9 protein-coding genes are annotated in these 20,499 nt (G+C 68.7%); 2 read left to right on the top strand and 7 right to left on the bottom strand.

Going from position 1 to position 20,499, the window contains the following annotated elements; all coding sequences use genetic code 11:
• Positions 1-44: 44 nt before the first annotated feature.
• From pbpC to HUA78_RS27960, 7 genes are all read right to left on the bottom strand, one after another.
• The gene (gene pbpC, locus HUA78_RS27990; RefSeq protein ID WP_217442621.1) at positions 45-2,357 is read right to left on the bottom strand and encodes a penicillin-binding protein 1C; all 2,313 of its coding nucleotides are present in this window, start codon (positions 2,355-2,357) and stop codon (positions 45-47) included.
• Positions 2,354-8,317 (bottom strand): alpha-2-macroglobulin, encoded by a 5,964-nt coding sequence (locus HUA78_RS27985; protein WP_174477536.1) that lies wholly within the window; start codon positions 8,315-8,317, stop codon positions 2,354-2,356. The genes pbpC and HUA78_RS27985 overlap by 4 nt, the downstream gene beginning before the upstream one ends.
• Before the next feature lie 240 nt (positions 8,318-8,557).
• Positions 8,558-9,925: a serine/threonine-protein kinase gene (locus HUA78_RS27980; RefSeq protein ID WP_174477535.1), complete on the bottom strand. Its 1,368-nt coding sequence runs from the start codon at positions 9,923-9,925 to the stop codon at positions 8,558-8,560.
• Between the two features lie 75 nt (positions 9,926-10,000).
• A complete protein-coding gene (locus HUA78_RS27975) occupies positions 10,001-10,483 on the bottom strand; it encodes a GNAT family N-acetyltransferase (RefSeq protein ID WP_141641400.1) in 483 nt (160 codons plus the stop codon).
• Positions 10,484-10,542: 59 nt separating this feature from the next.
• A complete protein-coding gene (locus HUA78_RS27970; protein WP_174477534.1) occupies positions 10,543-11,502 on the bottom strand; it encodes a hypothetical protein in 960 nt (319 codons plus the stop codon).
• A gap of 21 nt (positions 11,503-11,523) precedes the next feature.
• Positions 11,524-15,495, bottom strand: coding sequence for an annexin (locus HUA78_RS27965; protein WP_174477533.1), 3,972 nt, complete (start codon positions 15,493-15,495; stop codon positions 11,524-11,526).
• A gap of 164 nt (positions 15,496-15,659) precedes the next feature.
• Entirely contained in the window at positions 15,660-16,478 is an 819-nt protein-coding gene (locus HUA78_RS27960) for a hypothetical protein (protein ID WP_174477532.1), read from the bottom strand.
• A gap of 284 nt (positions 16,479-16,762) precedes the next feature.
• Here HUA78_RS27960 and HUA78_RS27955 point away from each other — a divergent pair, with 284 nt between their 5' ends.
• A complete protein-coding gene (locus HUA78_RS27955) occupies positions 16,763-19,024 on the top strand; it encodes a family 2 encapsulin nanocompartment cargo protein terpene cyclase (protein ID WP_174477531.1) in 2,262 nt (753 codons plus the stop codon).
• A gap of 59 nt (positions 19,025-19,083) precedes the next feature.
• On the top strand, positions 19,084-20,493 hold the full coding sequence (locus tag HUA78_RS27950) for a family 2B encapsulin nanocompartment shell protein (protein ID WP_141641405.1): 1,410 nt from the start codon (positions 19,084-19,086) through the stop codon (positions 20,491-20,493).
• The last annotated feature ends 6 nt before the right edge of the window (positions 20,494-20,499 follow it).

The raw sequence follows: 20,499 nt of genomic DNA, 5'->3' as shown, positions 1-20,499 counted from the left end.
CACTCCTCGTCCCGCCGAGGATAGCCCGGCCCGCGCCCGTTGGGTCAGCGCACGACGCGAACCCGCAACGTCCTCGCGTCCGAGCGGCCCCGGTCATCCACCGCCCGTACCACGTACGTCCCTGGTTTCGCGTCCCACTGAAGTGGCTCACCCCGCGAGGCCGTGCCCACCAGTTGCTCGTCCACGAACCAGAACACCCGCCGCACGTCCGCGTCCGTCACCGCCGACAGCGGCACCGCGCGCGAGGACTCCGACGACGCCCGCAGGTTGTAGTCCACGCCTTCCTCGGGCGTGGTGATGCGCGGCGCGGTGCCCGTGCTGGCGCTGCGCTCCAGGCCACAGTCCTCGCCCTCCGGAGGCGGCACGCGCCGGGGAAGGCCCGCCTTCTGGAACAGGCGCAGCAGGTCCGACGGCCAGAACTCGAACACCTCCGCGCGGGTGGAGGGCCCCGGTCCACACGCCCTCAGCCCCGAGCGAGCGTCCACCCACACCTCGCGGTGCACGTCACAGGTGTGGATGGGCGAGGTGCCCGGGATGAACCACGTGTCCACCTTGCGCGAGCAGTGCGGCCCCGGCAGCCCCCCGGACAGCGCGCACACGCGCACGCGGCTCACGCCCTCCGGAGGTGTCTGGAGCACGCGGCGCACATCCGCGTCGCGCGAGCGCACCGAGTCCACCAGCTCGAACATCAGCGGCGCGGCGGCCGTCTGTCCCACGAAGGCCGGGTTGGGCTGCCCGTCGAAGTTCCCCACCCATACCGCCACGACATAAGGCCCCACCACGCCCACGCTCCACGCGTCCCGGAACCCGGTGGACGTCCCCGTCTTCCACGCCACGGGCACCGTGTCGCGCGTCCACTCCGAGCGAAAGGACTGTGAGGGCCGATTCGCCGTGGCCAGGGACTCCAGCACCAGGAAGCTGGCCTCCGGGCTCAGCAGCTTCACGCCCTCTTCCACGGGAGCGTCCACCGTCCAGCGCAGCGGGCGCAGGTGGCCGCCATGGCCCAGCATCGCGTACAGCTCCACCAGCTCCGCCATGGTGACTTCAGCGGAGCCCAGCGCCAGGGAGAGGCCATAGTGCTGCTCGTCGCGCAGGTCCGTCACGCCCGCCTTGCGTAGGAAGCCATGCAGGCCGGGGGCGCGCAGCTGCTTCGTCAGCGCCACCGCCGGAACGTTGCGGCTGCGCACCAGCGCCTCCACCGCCGGGAGCGGTCCCGCGAACTCCCCGTCGAAGTTCTCCGGGTCATACCCCCGGAAGCCCAGCGGCGAGTCCTTCAACATGGTGCGTGGGTGCAGCAGGCCCTCGTCGAAGGCCAGCCCGTAGATGAACGGCTTGAGCGCGGAGCCCGGCGAGCGCTTCGCGTGCGTGCCATCCACCTGCCCCTCGATGCGCGCGTCGAAGAAGTCCGCCGAGCCCACCGCCGCGCGCACCTCCATCGACCGCCAGTCCACCAGCATCGCCACCGCGTTGCGGATGCCCATGTCGCGCCGGCGCTCCACGTACTGCCGGACGTGGCGCTCCAGCAACCGTTGCAGGGGCAAATCCAACGTGCTCGTCAGGCTCGTGCCCACGGGGGCCCGCCGCAGCACGCTGCCCACGAAGTGCGGAGCGAGGAAGGGCAGGTCCTCCGGCTGGTGCACCGGGAGCGGCTGGGCCAACAGCGGCCGGCGCTCCGTGTCCTCGGGGTGCTCCACCCGCCAGCGCTCGAAGAGGCGCAGCCGCGCGGCCGTCAGCGCTCCCGAGTCCCGACCCGGGTCCCTGCGCGCGGGGCTCTGCGGAATGACAGCCAGGGTGAGCGACTCGCCCAGGGTCAGCCGGGCCACGTCCCGGCCGAAGTACACGAGGCTGGCCGCGCCCACGCCCTCCACGTTGCGGCCATAGGGCGCCAGGTTGAGGTACGCCTCCAGCAGTTCGTCCTTGGACCAGGTGCATTCCAACTGAAGTGCCCGCAGCATCTGCATGACCTTGCCGCCGGGCGTGCGCGACTCGATGCCATAGCGGATGCGCGCCAGCTGCATGGTGAGCGTGGAGCCGCCCATGCGCCGCCCGCCCGTCAGGTACGTGCTCCACACCGCGCGCCCCAGGGCCACGGGGTTGATGCCCGGGTGCGAGCGGAAGTGCTGGTCCTCGTGGAGCAGCGTGGCCTCCACGAGCGTCGCGGGGATGCGCTCCAGCGGCACCCACAGCCGGTACTTCTCGTCGGGGGACAGGGTGAGGCGCAAGAGCCGGCCTTCGTGGTCGAACACCGCCTGCGAGAAGCCCAGCCCCTCGCGCAGCGGCGGCCGGGGCACCGCGACGTACAGCGCCGCGAGCCCCAGCACCACCCCCAGCAGCTTGCGCCACCCCCGTCGAATCACGGCGCCGTCACCGTCACCTGCGACGCCACCGAGCGAGCCTTGACGCTCCGGTCATACATGCCCTCGGCGAAGGCCGGAGGCATCACGAAGCGGCCCGCGTTGGTTGCCTTGATGCGGTAGATGAACTCCGTGACGGTGGTGCCCGCCGTGCCGTAGAGCACCACTCGGTCCTCGCGCACGTCCACGTACTCGGGGCTGAAGCTGGAGCGATCGCTTCCCACCGGCGGCAGCCACCCACCGGCCACGGGCGCGGGCTCCGGCTCCCGGTAGGAGTTGTCCTGCGACTCGTCCTCGGACCCGCCGCCCTCGTAGGACTCGTCCCCTTCGGAGGAGCTGTCACCCTCGCCATATTCGGAGTCGCCCTCCGACTCGGGCTCGGCCTCGGGTTCGGGCTCGGGAGGCGCGGGCCGCTCCAGCACCACCTCGAAGCCTCCTGGCAGCAGGTCGGTGATGGCGATGTGCGACGTGTTGCCCTGCAGCCCGCGAAGCTTGAGGTGCACCTCCACCTCGCCGCCCAGCGGGACGTCCGTCACCACCTTGCCGTCCAGGCTCCTCAGCTCGCGCTGCACCTCCAGCTTCTCGATGATGGGCGCCGTGGGCACCTGCGCGTCGTAGCCCGCCTGCGTCACCTGGAAGAACAGCGGCGCGCTCGCCCCGCTCTTCACCCGGACGGAGGTGGCCTGCTCGGAGAAGGCGACCTTGGGGAAGAGTCCCTCTGGCACCGTCAGCGGACGCAAGGTGTCCGCCACCTTCTCCAGCAGGGCCACGCCCGCGCGCGACGGAGTGCCCTGCTCACCCAGCGCCTTCGCGTAGGCCTCCAGGCCGAGGATGGCGTACGCGGAGGACAGCGTGTTGAAGCGCTCCTCTCCGAGCGGCTTCGCCAGCGACACCAGCATCGCCCCGGTGATGCTGGGGAGCCGCTCCGGGAAGTGGCGCGATATCAGGTAGAGCACCTGCGCGTCGTAGACGAGCCCGTCGTAGAGCGCCGCGTAGTCGTTCTCCTGGGGAGCGCCGATGAGCACCTTCTTCATCGCGCGTGTGGCCTCCTTCTCCTGCTTGAGCAGCTTGTACGTGGCGCCGACATACGCCGCCGTCAGGTCCACCGGCCACGTCTCCGCGGCGTTCGCTTCAAGCCACTCGCGCAGGACATTCACCGCCGAGCCCTGCACCTTGCCGTTGCGAGTGAGCACGTACTGCGCATAGGCCACGTTGCGCGCCTGGGTGAGGTCCTGCGGCTCTCGCTCCGCCAGCGTGCCCAGCCACGTGAGCCCCCGATTCATCATGTCGACGGGTACCGCGAAGCCGCGCTCCTTCGCCTCGGTGAGGAAGTGCAGCGCGTAGATGCTCGGCAGCACGGGCGCATACGAGTTGGCGGCCCACAAGCCGAAGGCGCCCTCGTCGTTCTGCCGGGTGCGCAGCGTGTGGAGCGCGGCGGCGAAGCTGGCATCGGCCACCTGCGGCCCCTGGCCCAAGAGCTCGCGGCGTCCCTTCAACGTCACCGCCGGGAAGGCGCGGCTGACGAGCTGCTCGGTGCAACCGTAGGGATACTTCTCCAGGTACGCGGACAGGCCGCGCGCCAGGCCCAGCGGCATGGGGGACGCGCTCACCTCCAGCGTGCGGAAGGCGCCGTGCATCTTCCGGGGCACCGCGAGGTCCGCCTCGCCGTCCTTCACGTAGCCGCCCTTCACGGACGTCAGGTAGGGCACAGCCGGACGGACGCTCAGGTCCACGGACTGCCGCCCCTTCTCCTTGCCCAGCGACGAGGTGAAGGTCAGCGTCCCCGAGCCGAGGACGGACTTCGCGCGCACCCGGAACGTGGTGCTCCCCTCTCGGCCCTCATCGATTTTCAGCGTGCGCCGGGCCTCGTCCAGCACCTCCAGGTGCTCGGAGGTCTTCAGCTCCAGCGTCACCTCGCTCCCCTTGCCCGCGCCCTCCACGCTGTTGGCCACCGCCACGCCCACGTTGAACTCGTCCCCGGGGGCGACGAAGGTGGGCACGCTGGGGGTGATGACGAAGGGGCCCCGGATGACGGCGCGGCGCGTGGAAGCACCCACGGACTCCTGGCCCACGGCGACCGCCATCACCCGCAGCTCCCCGTTGAAGCTGTCCGGCACGGGGTAGACGAGCTCGCGCTCCGTCTCGTCGATGTCGACGACGCCGGACCAGTACGCCACCGGCTTGTCCCGCTTGCGCTTGAAGGGGTTGAGGTTCTTGCCGATGGCCGCCATGCCCTCGTCGTCGCCGCCCATGGAGGACACGTCCTTCGACACGGAGAACTCTGGCAGGAGCAGGTCCAGAATCTGACCCGTGCGCACCTCCAGCGCGCGCTTCTTGAAGAAGTGCGCCAGCGGGTCCGGCGTCGAATAGCTCGCCACCTGGAGGATGCCCTCGTCCACCGCGTACACGACGGCGCGGCCCGGCCGGTTGCCCTTGTAGCGGATGCGGTACGGCTCTCCCGGACGCCCCTTCTCCGCGCTGGTCAGCGTCACCTGCAGGACGCGGCTGTCCTTGCTCACGGAGAACGGCACCACGCCGTAGCTCAGCGGACTCATGAAGATTTCCTGCGAGTCCATGGCGCGCACGAAGGTGACGTTGACGTACCCGTTGCCCTCCAGACCCGGCGGGAGGCGAATCTTCTGCACGGTGCTGGTGGCGTCCGCCTTGAACCAGGCCCAGGCGTGGACGCGCTCGCGCTCCAGGGTGATGAGGCCCGCGCCGGTGTACGGCGCCTTGATGTTCAGCTCGATTTCATCCCCCGGCGCGTAGTCCTGACGGGAGAGCTTCACCTCCAGCTCCGCGTTCTTCTCCAGCGTGCGCGTGAGGTTGGCGTGCCCCGCCACCGTGTAGTCCACGCGGCTGAGCTCCGTGCCCTCCCCGTCCTTCACCACCACCACGAAGTCGCCCGGCTGCTCCGTGGACAGCGCGTACTTGAAGCCGGCCTCGCCGATGGTCAGCTCCCGCGTGCGCAGCACGGTGTCGCGCCGCGCGGACTGGTAGGCGTACGTGCCATTGGGCTGCTGCGTGAGGACGGACACCCAGCGCCGCTCGACGAGCTCCGCCTTGAGCCCCTGCACGGCCTTCTTCTTCAGCGTCGGGTCCACCGCGATGAAGTCCACCGAGCGCGCCGAACCCTGGCTCAGGTACGTCAGCCCACCATCCGGCTTGAAGCCGACGAGGTACGGCAGGGGTGACACCAGCACGGAAGCCTCCGAGGACACGCCTCGCCCGCCCTCGGCCTCATAGCCCTCCGCGAGCAGCGACACACGCCACGTGGCCTTCTCGAACTTCTCCAGGCCCAGCTCCAGCTCCACCTCGCCCTCGTCGTTGGTGGTGGAGTCCTCCAGGCGCTCGCTGAAGCTGCGCGTCGCCATCATCGGGTCATGGAAGGTGTAGCCCGGGTACTGACGGAAGCCGGGATACGCAGGGCTGAAAGACAGCTCCGCGGACACTCGCCGGTCCGCCGCGGCGATGCCGAAGAGGTTCTTCAGTGTCACCCGGCCCTTGAGCCCCTGGGGCGGCACCCAGCCTTCGAGCCGGTCGGTTTCGAAGCGCGTGGTGATGCGCATCCGGTCCGGGAGGAACTCCTCCACGCGCACCTGCGTCGAGCCGAGCAGGCTGCCTCGCAGCCCGTCCTTCACCACGTACAGGTTCACCGCGTAGTGGCCCGTGGGAGACGTCTCCTCCGTCGTGTACTGGAGCGACTCCAGTCCGGTGGCGGAGAGGGAGAGCTTCTGCTTGTGCACCTCCAGGCCGCGAGGGTCCGTGACGGAGGCCTCCAGCGGCACGCCCGTGGGCGGCTGGCTCCAATCGGAGGGCTTCACCACCATGGCGACGTGGAAGGTGTCGCCGGGTCGGTACAGGCCCCGGTCCGAGAAGAGGAAGGCCGTCAGGCGCTCCGGCGTGGTGCCGCTCGTCATGCCGCCCACGTCGAAGCGGCTGAAGTTGAGCTGCCGGTCCGAGCGATTGAAGGGCAGGAAGGCGAAGTCCTCGCCCTTGCGCGCCAGATAGGCGATGGGCGTCTGCTCGCGCGTGAAGTCGGTCAGCTTGGGGAAGGCCACGTGGCCGTCCGCATCGGTGGTCGCGCTGAGCACCGGCAGGCCGTTCTTGCCCAGCACGCTCACCGTGACGCCTTCGGCGGGGAGCCCCGCGCCGAGCGACTGCACGAAGAGGTCATGCGAGCCATCCGCGCTGTCCTTCACCACCAGACCCAGGTCCGTCACCAGCAGGAGCCGTGAGTCCTCCTTGCCCGTCGTCCGATTGTGCGCGGCGTCCCAGCTCTGCACCTTGAAGAAGAACAGGCCCCGCCGGGCCGAAGGGTTGTTCGCGGGGGTGAGGTACTCCGTCAAATCGAACGCGGCGTACTGCGCCTTGCCCCGGCCCACGCCTTCCAGCGGGCGCACCACGGAGAAGCTCTCGGTGATGTTCTGCTCGTCGAAGCGGTAGTTGCTGAAGCTGGGGTGCGCGAAGCGGCCCTCTGTCTGACTCACCAGGTGGTTGAGCTGGTCCGGCAGCACGCGGCCCAACTGGAAGCGCAACGCCTGGACGTCGCGTGAGAGGACGGTGACCTTCTTCTCACCCGCGAGGCTGAGCAGCGCGCCCTCGTGGAGGATGCTCACCTCCTCGGGGAAGCGCGGCACGGACTCGGTGCTGTTGAACTCCTCGGCCAGCACGTAGCCGCCGGCGGAGCGGGTGCCCTTCTTGAGCCGGATGTAGAGGTAGCGGCCTACGTCCGCGCGGATGCGGAAGCTGTGCAGCGTGGCGTGCTCCTTGTCCGCGGGCACCGGGTCCAGCGCCAGCTTCTCCGCCTTCGCGAGCAGCTCGTCGCCGATGAGCCGCGCATCGCTCCAGGAATGGTTGGTGCGCGCGGCCTCGTCCGCGGTGGCCGGCCTGTCCTTGGGCAGCACCCAGACCTGGAGGTTCTTTCGCAGCTCCTCCTCGGTGACGCCCGTCGTCAGATTGACGATGAGCACCTGCTCGGGCTCGTAGCGGTCATTGCGCACGAGCGACACGTTGGTGCCCGACACGCGGAAGTAGCTGAACATGCCGGGGATGGTGACCTGCCGCTCCTGTATCCCTTCGGTCCCCTTGCCGCCTCGCGCGGCCTGGACGCCGGACGCCATCCGCAACACCATGGTGGCCTCCTTGTCGGGGATGGGGATGAGGTCCGACTGGAGGTAGGCCTGTCCCTTCAGCTTGTCGTAGGTGACGTTGAACTTGTGCTCTTGGGGACGTGAGCCCAGCAGCCCTTCCTTGGGCACGTCGAAGCGCAGCGAGAGGTTGCGCACGAGCGAAGCCGGGTCCACCGGATGCGAGAAGGCCACCGTGGCCACCACGCGCTTCTCCTTCGGATTGCGCGGGTCCTCGTAGAACTCCATGCTGTTGATGGACGCGGTGAAGGGCTCCGAGCGGAACAGCGTCTCGTAGGACTCGAGCAGGATGTGCTCGGGGAAGAGCGAGCGGTCCAGCGTGACGCGATACTCCTGCCCCACGCCCCAGTCGGCACCCGGAACGAAGGAGAGCGTCCGGTCATTCGACCAGCGCCACGTTCCAGGATGCTCGGGCTTGAGGGTGATGCCCGCCGTCACCGGCTTGCCGATGGCTTCCAGCGGGGCCACCGAGCCGGTGAACCGCACGTGCACCGAGTCCCACCGAGGCGTGCCGTCGTCGAGCGGCGTCAACGAGGGAGACGTGGCGCTGAGCGAGTAGCGCACCGGCTGAGGCCGGCTCTGATACCAGCGATAGCCGGCATCCGCCGCGACGACGAGCAGCCCCAGGGCGACGACCGACAGCGCGATGCGCTTGGGATTGCGGCGGACCCAGCCGAACACGGCGCGCGCGAAACGGGCGAGGGCGTGGCCCAGCACGGCGGCCCAGGTGGGAGGCGTCCAGCGAAGCTCACCGAAGATGCGGCGAGCGAGCCGAGGTCTCGGCGGGGTGGGTTCGGATTCGTTTGAGGACATGGGGTGTCGTGCGGCGGCGGGAGCCAGCTCAACGAAAGAGCAAGCACGGGGCCAGCGCGTCGCGATGTAAGCACGGCGGCCGGGTGAAACTGAAACAGGGGGGCTGTGTACCGAGGACCGCGCGTCCCGTGCGCGAGGAGCCGCGAGTCACCCCCCACGCGCGGCTGGCTGACCGCTCACCCGAGACGAAAATGACTCAGGAGGGAGGGCGTCGGGGTGAGGTGCGCCGGGCCCGCGGCGTCAGTACGAAGGCGAGCCACTTGACGGCGAGCCACTTGACCAGGGCAGCTCGAACCAGCGGCGCTTCTCATGGCCTGCGGGGCTTGCCGGCTGGGATTGCGGTGGGCTGTAGGACGGGCTGCCCCAGTCCGGAAAGTCGACGACCATCACCTCACTGCCTCCTCGGTGCGGCATGAGCCGAATCAGGCCCACCAGCAAGGCCGTCAAGGCCAGTATGGCGAAGACCCAACGCGGGTTGCTCCATTGCGAGGACCCGCGAGTGACCTCTGTCTCCTCATGAGCGGTGACCACCTCGAGTGGGGGCTGAGCACGCTCCTCGGCCTTCTCGACAGTGACGGGTACGGCCACGGCCGCCGAGGCTTCGACGGTGGACTCCACGGGCGGATGCGCACCGCTCCGCTCCCGCCCTTCACCTGACGCCTTCGCTCCCTCGTCCGAGGAGGCCGAAACGACTGGCGTGGAGGGCTCGACCGTCAGTGCCTCGACCGACGCCCGCAGCGAGGAAAGCGCCTCCACCGCCGAGGAGAATCGCGCCGAGCGCTTCGGCGCGAGCAGCCTGCTCAAGAAGACGCGGAGCGGCTCGGAGACCTGGAGGTGCTGCTCGAACGACAGCACCAGTCCCTCGTCGACGAGGTCCGCGGGCTCGCGTCCACTGAGGGCATGGACCAGCGTCGCCCCCAGCGCGTAGAGGTCGCTGGAGGGCTCCACCGTGCCACCGAGCTGCTCGGGCGGCATGTACCCGAACGTCCCCACCAGCGTGGACCCATGTGTCACATCGCGCGACAGGTGACGGGCCGCGCCGAAGTCCACCAGCGCCACGCGTCCATCCGGCCGGAGGATGAGATTCGCCGGCTTCACGTCGCGATGCACCAGCGCGGGCGTGCGCCGATGCAGGGCCGAGAGCGTCTGGAGCACCTGCTCCGCCAACGTCCACGCCTCCGCCTCGTCCAATCGACGGCGCGTGAGGCGCTCGAGCAGCGTCTCCCCTTCGAGTAGCTCCTGCGCGAGGTAGAGGCGTGTCCCCACACCGCTGCCCTCCTTGAAGCTCGCGACGAAGCGCGGAATGTCCGGGTGCTCCAGCGAGCGCAGCACCGTGGCCTCCCGCTCGAAGGCGTCGAGTTGCTCCACCCCGGGCACCAGCGCGAACAGCAGCTCCTTGAGCGCGACACGCGCCCCCTGCCCATCCACGGCCAGGTACACGCGACCATGCGGAGACTGCGAGATGAGCCGCAGGACGCGATATCCGCCCGGCGCCACGGCCGCGCCGCAATGGGCGCAACGAGCACCTTCCAGCATGGCGTCACACACCACACACGCCGCGCCCGCGTCCTCTTCACGAAGCCCTGACTGAGACCGGACACGCTCCACGCCGCACCTCCCGCGAGGGCTCCAGTCTACGGAGCCCTCCGGGACGAATGCGAACCATGGGCCAACCGAATCCCGCTACGTCCGGCTGTACACGTCCGGGTCATGCCGCTCCATGAACCGGTCCGGGCTCTTCAGGGGCGTGAAGCCATACTGGGCATACAGTCCGTGGGCATCTCGCGTAGCCAGCAGAAAGCGCCGCAGCCCCTGGAGGTCCGGATGAGCGAAGACGACCTCCATCAGCCACTTGCCCAGGCCCTTGCCCTGCTGCGTCTCCAGGATGAACACGTCACAGAGATAGGCGAACGACATCCGGTCCGTGACGACACGCGCGTAGCCCACCTGCGCGCCGTCCGCGCCATACAGGCCGAAGACCATCGAGTGACGAATCCCCTTCTCCACCAGCGCGCGCGAAATACCCGGGCTCCAATACGAGCGCGTCAGGTAGCCATGCACCACGTCCACGTCGAGGCGGGCGGAGTCGTCGGAGATGACGAAACCGTCCTGGCGATGAACCACATACACACCGGACACGGCGGGAGACACCGCTTGCTGGGTCATGCGAAACATGTTTCCCAGCCCGAAGCCGCCACGCAAGCCCGGAATGCGGCACGCCGGACTCAGCGCTTCGTCGCGCCCGCTTCCCGGGCCTCCACGACCTTCACCCAGTCGGGTTTCACCGGTGTCGGGCGGTAGTCCTTGTCCAGCCGGACCTCCTTGCCCATTTCAATCGTCCAGCACTCCAGCTCGCGCAACCACAGCTCGTGCAGGTGCGCGCGCGCCCGCTCCGGCTCCATGAAGACATACGCCACGCGCGTCAGCGGCTGCCCGGGCCCTACCGCGCCGTCCAGACGCAGTGAGCACGCGTCCAGCATCTCGCTCGTGGACACGTCGCGGCCGTGGATGACCATGCGCAGCAGCTTGTCCTTCGGCTCGTAGAAGCCGTCGAACGTGTGCTTGCGCTTGTACCCGGACCGGATGATGCCGCCCTCCGCGTTGGCTCCCATGCGCGCATGGCCCGGCTTCGCCTCCGCGAGCGCCGTGGCGGAGTCCGCCTCCAGGTCATGGAACTGGACCAGGGAGACGTCGTCCGGCCCCTTCAACAAGCGCCACGGTCCGAACTCCAGCCAGCGGCGAGACACCAGCCGCGCGTGGCCCTGGCCGCGGAACGCACAGCCCCAGCCGTGAGGGTAGTGCAGGTCATCCAGGATGGGCGCGGCGTACGCCTTGCCGTCGACCTTCCAGTCCGAAAACAGGCTGGCGAACGACGCCAGGAAGAAGGGCAGCGGCGCCAGCTCCGCGAGCACCTGCCGCGCGTCCCTCTCATGCGACCCCGCGACGAGGGCCACGGGGGACTCGACGAGGAGGAAGTTCCAGGAGTCGCCTGCCCAGACGGCCTTCGCGCGCCGCCGGGCCTTCAGCATGCGCGTCTCCAACCAGTCCGCGCCGGGCGACTGGTCCGTGAAGTCCACCGAGAGCGCGCTCGGGGACGTCTTCGGAAGGAGTCGGCTGACCATGGCCCGCACCAGGACTGGCAGGTCAGGACCCGACAGCCCCAGCTTCATCTCCGTCTCCGTCACCCCGCGACCTCCTGGCCCCCGCTACCTCGTGATGCCGAGGGTCTTCTCGAGCTCCGCCTGACTCTGGTTGAGGATACCCCGGTTGTTGGCATCAATCATCAGCGACGTCCCGTCGGCCTTGAAGACCTCCACCTTGAGGTACTGACCGCCGGAGCCGTCGAACATGTCGTGCAGGAACTTGGAGTTGGCCACCACGCCCCGGGGGTCCACGAAGGTCTCCACCACCTGCTCGATGGGCGTGTCCGTCCCGTCGAGCGTCTTGCCGTAGAGCTTGACCAGGTCCATCAACTGCTCCTGCTCGCGCTCACCGAACTTCGTGGAGACGTTCTTCAGCTCGCGCACCGTGCCCGGCTCCAGCACGTCGATGCGGCGGTTGGCCGTGAAGCTGACGCCGAGGTCGGCCGCGGCCTGCTTGCTGACGGTGACCTCCGTGGCGCCGTGGCGGGTGCTCTCGAAGGTGGACTGGTACCAGCGCTGGGCGAGCGCTCCCTTGTCCGCGGGCCCCAGCTCCCGGGTGATGCGCAGCATCTCCGTGTGGCTTGCGGCCACCAGAGCCTGCTCGGGACTCTTGGTGACCTTGAGCGCCTCCGCGTAGGCGGGCGTGGCGCGCAGGCGGGCCGGGTCCGTCATCCGCGTGAGGAGCTGGTCGGTGTACTTGTCCTTCAGCTCGTGGCGCACGGTGCCGAACGACAGGCCCCCGGGCGACTCGCGCAGCAGATTGACCAGCTCCTGCTTGTCCTTGATGAGCCCCTCGGCCTCCAGCGACTTCACCCAGGCGCCGAACGGCGACTTCGGGTTGTTGCCGCCCAGGGCGTCGAACGCCTCCTGGCGCGTGACGTTGGCGGGGAACTTGGGCTCGATGTAGCCGGTGGGCGCATCGGTGAACTCCCCGAAGATGCCCTCGGCCTCCTTGCCGGACGGCTCGTACAGCTTCCGGGGCCCGCTCTCCACCGAGTTGCGCTGCAGGTAGAGCTGGCCGTTCTCGTTCTCCACCCAGAAGTGGTCCTTCGGCAGCCCCTCGGCCTCCGTCGTGGGATAGCCGCGATTGAGCGCCTCCGTCTTCCCCTTGCTGAGCTGCTCCGCCGCGACGTAGCCGCGCGCCGGGGCCAGTGAGCCCACCTGCGCGGCGTGGGTGTCGAGCTGCGCGCGCAGGTCCGCGATTTCGCGCTCCATCACCTCGCGCTGCGCCGCCGTGGGCACCTCGCCGCCGCCGTTGAGCTTCTGCAGCCGCGTGTCGATGCGCTGCTGCACTCCCTCCAGGTCCTTGATGATGGCGTTGAGCTTCTTCACCTCGAGCTGGGACTCGAAGCCCTGGGTGCCGTAGCCCGGCTGCCCCGTGAGCGCCTGATTCACGCGGTCCTTGAGCTGACGGACCTGACCCAGCGGCCCCTCGTACTTCTGGAGCGTGCGGGCCGTCTCCATGTGCGCCTGGATTTGCGCGGGCGTGGCGTCCGGCCCCGCCTCGATTCGCACCCGCCCGTCGCCGTAGCGCACGTGCACAGTGCCGCCGTCCAGCGCCGGGTTCGTCAGCACCGGCACCTCGCGCGGAGTCGTCAGGCGGGCAGCGCCCTGCATCACGCCATCCATGGCCACGCCACCGCCGGCGCCGAACACGGTGCCCACCGTGCCGTCCACCACCGCGCGCTGGCCCACCTGCTGGAGGCCCGGCAGCAGGCCGTTCTTCCACGTCTCGCTCTGGAGGGACTGGTCTGTCGCGCCGCCCAGCGCACCGCCGACGCCGCCCTCCCACGCGCCCTGGATGGCCGTGCTGCGCAGCCGCTGGCCCACCGTCTGCTTCGCGACCTGTTCGACGGTCTCCGTGGCCGCCGTGGCGCCCGCGCCGCCCAGGCCCTTGGGCAGGGGGATGACGGCGGTGCCGCCCTCCACGGCGCCCACCACCGCCTGCTGGGCGACCCCGTCCATGCCCAGCGAGTCGCCCTTGAAGTACGCCTGCGTCGCCACGCGCGTCGTGGCGCCCAGCGCCGCGTAGCCCGCGATGGCCAGCGGCGTCGCCGCGCCACCGGTGGCCACCACCGCCGCCGTCGTCACCACCGCGACGGCCGCCGTGGCCGCCATGTCCGCGGTGCTGTCCTTCGTCTCCTGCAGGTCCTTCACGTCGTCCGTGGCGTACGTGGTGCGCCGCTGCGCCGCGGACGTGTCGCCCGTGGCGATGGCCGTCTCCGCCGCCGTCAGGTTGCGCTCCAGGCGCTCCGAGTCCGACTCGCCCTTGGTGACGTTCTGGATGGTGTCGATGATGCCCAGACCGCCGCTCTGCTCGAACTGCTGCTGCGCCCGCAGGCGGTCCACTTGCTGCTTCGCCGCATCCGGCGCCTTGGGGTCGATGGCCCCCAGGTCATACATCTGGTCGACAATCTCGAACTTGTCGCGCCCGCCCAGCTCCGACGTCAGGTCCGAGCGCAGGTCCCGCTTGTAGAGGTCGCGGTACGCGGCGGTGATGTCATTGATTTGCGCCTTGGACTTGTTGCCCAGCACCTCGCGCAGCGCCACCTCGTCCGTGCCCACGCCGTCCATGGCCCGGTGGAGCTGCTCGGCCGCCGCCTGCGCCTGGCCGAGCTTGTCATCGGCCGCGGGAGGGTTGAGGTAGCGCAGGCCCACCTGCGTGTCCGCGCCGCCCCAGCCCCGGACCTCGGACTCCAGCGAGCGGCCCGTCTGCTTCTGGAACTCCGCCTTGAGGGCGGACATGTCCTCCGGCTTGGTGTTCTTCAGCACGTCGAGGATGGCGCTCTCGTCCGCGCCGAACCAGCCCTGCGTCGCGCTGTTGATTTGCGCGGCGCTGGCGGCGGCCGGGTTGTCCTCCATCAGCCCTCGGGCGCGGGTGTACTCCTCCTTCGACAGCTTCTTCTGAAGCTCCGCCTGGAGCGCCGCGTCCGCGAGCAGGACCTTCTTCTGCTCCGGGGGCAGGTTCTTCAGCGTGTCGAAGACCTTGTCGCTGTCCGCGCCGAAGAAGCCCTGGAGCGCGTCATGCACCTTGGAGCGCGCCGCGCCCGCCTCCAGTTGCGTCACCTGCTCCGGCGTGGTGGCGCGGGTGGTGTCCAGCAGGCTGTTGAGCTGCGTGCGCTGGGCGTCATCCAGGCGCGGGCCCAGCGCCTGCTTCATGAACTCCTCGGGCGTGGAGGCCCGGATGTTCGGATGGTCCTTGCCGTACATCTGCTGGAAGGAGCGGGCGATGGACTGGCGCTCCGCGGGGCTGGCGTCGCGCAGCGTGTTGACGATGGCGTCCTTGTCCCCGAAGAAGCCCGTCTGCTCCTGGATGGCCGCCGCGCCCGCGTTGCCCTTGTTGCCGGACAGGATGTTGTTGACGCGGGTGAGCTCGTCACCGCTCAGCTCGTCGCGCAGGACCAGGTCCAGGTGCTCCTTGTAGTGCTCCCGGAAGGACTGGCGGATGAGCGCGATGTCCCCCGGCGTGCGCTTGTCCAACGTCTTGAAGATGGCAGCCTCGTCCGTGCCCCAGCCGGTGAGGCCACCCTTCGTCGCGCGGTACAGCTCCGTGGCGTCCTTGGCCGCCTGCTCGCGGGTGTAGCCCGGCGTGACGCCCGGAGGGCCCGCGGGCGTCTGGCGTTGCGCCGGAACCTGGGTGGTATTGGCCGGGACGAAGGAGCTGGCGTTGGTGGCCCGGTTGCCCGCATTGCGGGCCGACGTCGCCGCCTGCTGGGCGAACGTCGTGGCCTGCTTCACGGCCTGCTCCGCGCGGGTCAGCTCGGCCTTGGGCGCGTTCTTCTTCTTCGCCTCCGCGAGCGCCGCCTGCGCCTGCCTCAGCGCTTCCTGCGCCTGTTTGGCCGCGGCTTCCGCGCGGGCCTGCGCCTGGGCCGCCTGCGCGGCTTGGGCCCGGGCCGCTTCCGCCGCCGCACGGGCCGCTGCTTCCGCCGCGAGCTGCGCCGCGCGAGCGGCCCGCTCGGCTTCCGCCGCCGCGCTCGAAGCGCCTGAATCCCCTGTACCCGTGGCTCGAGTGGAACCGCCCTCGTTGACTCGCATGCCCCCGACTCCGCGAAAGTCCGCCACGGCGGACATGGACCTACACGAGTCCAGCCCGCAATGCGGGTCCACTCGTCACTCGAAAGAGATTATCCGAGATTCGATGCGAGGAGTTGTGTGAGGCAGGAAGGCGGGTCGCCAAAGCAAGACGTCCCACGTCCCCTTCAGTGGCCCTTCTCCTCCAGGCGCACCTTCACGTCGGTGATGACCTTGAGTCGACGGGGCGGGTCTTCCCTCTCCGAGGACAGGTCTGCCTGGACGCGCATTTCCATCTCACTGCTCGCGGGCCAGAGTCTGTCCAAGCGGAAGACGGTCTCCCCCCTGGTCTGTGAGCGGATCATCATCCGCTCGGAGCTGTCCGAGCGCGTCTGGTATTCGGCCGGCACGGGCTGGTTCTTCGACGTCTGCTGGATGAGGAAGCGCGTCCCCGCCCGGCTTCCCTCCAATGAAAAGAGTTCGAAGCTGCCGGTGCCCTGCGTCCCCACGGGGCCACTGCCATACAGCGGCTGATCCCACCGCGCGCCCAGGCCAATGGCTTCCTGGGGGAAGGGGTTGCCCACGAACTGGAGCGCCTTGGCCAGGTCCTGTAGCTCCCTGCGGCGCTCGGGCTCCAGGTGGGCGGGCAGCTTCAGGTCCAGGGTGTTGCCCCGCCGTCCGGACAGGCCCGCACCGGTGAGGCCCGGGAGGAACGCCAGGCTCTTGCGGACCTCGTCCACGTGCTGCTCGGACGTGCCGGGGTGGACGAGCAGGTCCACCGCGTCGAGCGTGAAGTCATAGCGCGTGTCTCCCTCCGGGGAGACCGACTGGACGTGGATGATGAAGGTCATCCGCGTGGAGGGCGCTGGCGGCGCGCGCCGCGTCGTGCCGCCCGTCTCCACCGTGACGGACGAGGCGTGGATGGCGGAGACGACCTGCTTCGACCCGGGTGCGGGCTTGAGGAGCAACTGCCTGCGCGGCTCGCGGCCCTGCGTGACGAGGAGCATGGCCGTGACGCTAGCCCGGCCCCTTCGCCCGAGCCAAGCCGGCGCGAGCGCAATCACAAGCAACAATTCCACGAACACTTCATTCCCCCATCAACGACTGTCGTTCAATTTCTCTCCCTCCTTGAGAAAACGAGCCAATCATTATCACCCCACCGGGTGCGGACCCACCCTGCCTGAAGACTCAGAATTAACAGTGTTCCATCGATTTTATCTTTTGGTTGAGTAATCCGTGGATTCATCTTTTTGAACACTCTACAAGGCGCCCGTCACAACGAGGGGCACCCATGGCCAAGGCGCGAGACAAACATCCTTTTGTATTGCCAGAGTTCTATGTCCCCTGGCCCGCGCGCCTGAATCCAAACCTCGAAGCAGCCCGGGTGCACTCCAAGGCGTGGGCGCGCGAATTGGGAATCATCGGCGCGCCCAAGGACGGCAGCGCTCCGGAAATCTGGAGCGAGAAGAAGTTCGACGCGATGGACTACGCGCTCTTGTGCGCCTACACCCATCCGGAGGCGCCGAGCCCGGAGCTGGACCTCATCACGGACTGGTACGTCTGGGTCTTCTACTTCGACGACCACTTCCTCGAAATCTACAAGCGTCCGCAGGACCGCGAGGGCTCCAAGGCGTACCTGGACCGGCTTCCCCAGTTCATGCCGGTGGACCTGTCCACGCCCATGCCCAAGCCCACCAACCCGGTGGAGGCGGGCCTGGCCGACTTGTGGATGCGCACGGTGCCCACCAAGTCGGTGGAGTGGCGCAAGCGCTTCTTCGAGAGCACCAAGGCGCTCCTGGACGAGTCCACGTGGGAGCTGGACAACATCAGTGAGCACCGGGTCTCCAACCCGATTGAGTACATCGAGATGCGCCGCAAGGTGGGCGGGGCGCCCTGGTCCGCGGACCTGGTGGAGCACGCCGTGTTCGCGGAAGTCCCGGACCGCATCGCCGCCAGCCGGGCGATGCTCGTGCTGAAGCACTCGTTCGCGGACGCGGTCCACCTGCGCAACGACTTGTTCTCCTACGAGCGGGAGATTCTGGAGGAAGGCGAGCTGTCCAACGGCGTGCTCGTCATGGAGCGCTTCCTGGACATCGACCCACAGGCGGCGGCCAACCTGGTCAACGACGTGCTCACGTCGCGGCTCCAGCAGTTCGAGAACACGGCGGTGACGGAGCTGCCCTCGCTCTTCGCGGAGCACGGCCTCAATCCGGTGGAGCAGGCCAACGTCCTCGTCTACATCCGAGGGCTCCAGGACTGGCAGTCCGGCGGCCACGAGTGGCACCTGCGCTCCAGCCGCTACATGAAGCCCGTCTCGGGCCCCGGCGCCGAGCTGAACCTCCCCTTCCCGGGTCTGGGCACGTCCGCGCTGCGCATCCCCCTGTCGCCCGGCGCGCTGGGCCTCAAGCGATTCAAGAGCTTTGCCCACGTGCCCTACCAGCCGGTGGGCCACCTGGTGCCACCGAAGTTCTACATGCCGTACACCACGGGGCTCAGCCCCCACCTGGACGGCTCGCGCAAGGACTCCAAGGCGTGGGCGCGGCGCATGGGCATGCTGGACGCGCTGCCCGGTCTGCCCGGCGTGTACATCTGGGATGACCACAAGTTCGACGTCGCGGACGTGGCGCTGTGCGGCGCGCTCATCCATCCGGACGCCTCCGTCGCCGAGCTGAACCTGACCGCGGGCTGGCTCGTCTGGGGCACCTACGCGGACGACTACTTCCCGGCCTTCTACGGCTACACCAAGGACATGGCCGGGGCGAAGCTCTTCAACGCCCGGCTGACGGCGTTCATGCCGGATGACCCGGCCACCAGCACGGCGGTCGCGACGAACCCGGTGGAGCGGGGCCTCGCCGACCTGTGGGCGCGCACCGCGGCCAACCTGACGCCGAACGCGCGTAACCTGTTCCGCAAGGCCATCCATGACATGACGGAGAGCTGGCTGTGGGAGCTGGCCAATCAGATACAGAACCGCGTCCCGGACCCGGTCGACTATGTGGAGATGCGCCGCAAGACGTTCGGCTCGGACCTGACCATGAGCCTGTCGCGGCTGGCCCACGGCGACGCGATTCCGGCGGAGATCTTCCACACCCGGCCCATCCGCTCGCTGGAGAACTCGGCGGCCGACTACGCCTGCCTCACCAACGACGTCTTCTCCTATCAGAAGGAGATTGAGTACGAGGGCGAGCTGAACAACGGCGTCCTCGTCGTCCAGCGCTTCCTGGACCTGGCGCCCACCCAGGCAGTGGAGGTCGTCAATGACTTGATGACCGCGCGGATGGAGCAGTTCCAGCACACCGTCGCCACCGAGCTGCCGTCGCTCATCCGCAACTTCAACCTGGACGCGCGGGCTCAGGAGAAGCTCAACCTGTACGTCGTGAAGCTCCAGAACTGGATGGCCGGCGTGCTCATCTGGCACCAGACGGTGGACCGGTACAAGGAGTTCGAGCTGAAGGGCAGCCGCAAGCCCATGCCTCACGTGCACGGCCCCACGGGGCTGGGCACCTCCGCGGCCCGAATCGCCTCGATGTTCAGCGCCCTCCGCCAGTCCTGACTCATTCGTAATCCCAACCTTTTCCCAGTCTCCCCACCTCTGAAAGACAAGGTGCCCTCATGGCGAACTCGATGAAGCCCGGCAACGAAGCAGAGAACCAGCTGTTGAGCCTCGGGACGGCGGCGGCGCGGCAGCTCGCGACGACGACCAAGTCCGTTCCGCAGATGCAGGGCATCTCCTCCCGGTGGCTGCTCAAGCTGCTGCCGTGGGTGCAGGTGTCCGGTGGCGTGTACCGCGTCAACCGCCGCATGACGTACGCGGTGGGCGATGGCCGCGTGACGTTCACCACGGCCGGCGCCAAGGTCCAGGTCATCCCCCAGGAGCTGTGTGAGCTGCCCCTGCTGCGCGGGTTCGACGACGTGGAAGTGCTGCAGGCCCTGGCCAACCGCTTCGAGCAGAAGGAGTTCAAGGCGGGCGAGGTCATCACCGCCAAGGGCCAGGAGGCGGACTCCATCTGCCTTATCGCCCACGGCAAGGTGAACCAGATTGGCGCCGGCAAGTACGGCGACGAGACGGTGATTGGCGTGCTCGCCGACGGCGACCACTACAGCTTCCAGGCGCTGTTGGAGTCGCAGGACTTCTGGACCTTCACGGCGAAGGCCGTCACGGCGTGCACCGTGCTGATGCTCCAGCAGTCCGCGTTCGAGGCGGTGGTCGCCCAGGCGCCCTCGCTCCAGAAGCACATCGAGCAGTTCAAGGCGCGCTCGAAGAAGAAGCAGGACACGTCGGGCCAGGCCGCCATCGAGCTGGCCGCGGGCCACACGGGCGAGCCGGTGCTGCCGGGCACGTACGTGGACTACGAGACGTCGCCGCGCGAGTACGAGCTGAGCGTCGCGCAGACGGTGCTCCAGATTCACAGCCGCGTCGCGGACCTCTTCAACGAGCCGATGAACCAGACGGAGCAGCAGCTGCGTCTGACGGTGGAGGCCCTGAAGGAGCGCAAGGAGCACGAGCTCATCAACAACCGCGACTTCGGCCTGCTGCACAACGCCGACCTGAAGCAGCGCATCCACACCCGCTCCGGCCCCCCGACGCCGGACGACATGGACGAGCTGCTCTCCACCGTGTGGAAGGACCCGTCCTTCTTCCTGGCGCACCCGCGCGCCATCGCCGCCTTCGGCCAGGAGTGCAACCGCCGGGGCATCTACCCCACGAGCGTGGAGCTCAACGGCAACATGGTGCCCGCCTGGCGCGGCATCCCCATCTTCCCGTGCAACAAGATTCCCGTCTCCGACTCCCGCACCAGCTCCATCCTGCTGATGCGCGCGGGAGAGAAGAACCAGGGCGTCGTCGGTCTGCACCAGGCCGGCATCCCGGACGAAATCGAGCCCAGCCTCTCTGTCCGCTTCATGGGCATCAACGAGAAGGCCATCATCAACTACCTGGTCAGCGCGTACTTCTCCGCCGCCGTCCTCATCCCGGACGCGCTGGGCATCCTGGAGAGCGTCGAGATTGGCCGCTCGGAGTAACGAAAG

Origin of the sequence: Myxococcus sp. CA033 (genome assembly GCF_013336625.1) — a bacterium.
GTDB classification, from domain to species: domain Bacteria; phylum Myxococcota; class Myxococcia; order Myxococcales; family Myxococcaceae; genus Myxococcus; species Myxococcus llanfairpwllgwyngyllgogerychwyrndrobwllllantysiliogogogochensis.
This window is presented reverse-complemented; position numbering and strand designations above follow the sequence as displayed.

What these genes read in the sequence shown, in the direction of transcription:
- HUA78_RS27960 (WP_174477532.1), bottom strand. Translation starts at nt 16,478, where the DNA reads ATGCTCCTCGTCACGCAGGGCCGCGAGCCGCGCAGGCAGTTGCTCCTC.
- HUA78_RS27975 (WP_141641400.1), bottom strand. Translation starts at nt 10,483, where the DNA reads ATGACCCAGCAAGCGGTGTCTCCCGCCGTGTCCGGTGTGTATGTGGTT.
- HUA78_RS27955 (WP_174477531.1), top strand. Translation starts at nt 16,763, where the DNA reads ATGGCCAAGGCGCGAGACAAACATCCTTTTGTATTGCCAGAGTTCTAT.
- HUA78_RS27950 (WP_141641405.1), top strand. Translation starts at nt 19,084, where the DNA reads ATGGCGAACTCGATGAAGCCCGGCAACGAAGCAGAGAACCAGCTGTTG.
- HUA78_RS27985 (WP_174477536.1), bottom strand. Translation starts at nt 8,317, where the DNA reads ATGTCCTCAAACGAATCCGAACCCACCCCGCCGAGACCTCGGCTCGCT.
- HUA78_RS27965 (WP_174477533.1), bottom strand. Translation starts at nt 15,495, where the DNA reads ATGCGAGTCAACGAGGGCGGTTCCACTCGAGCCACGGGTACAGGGGAT.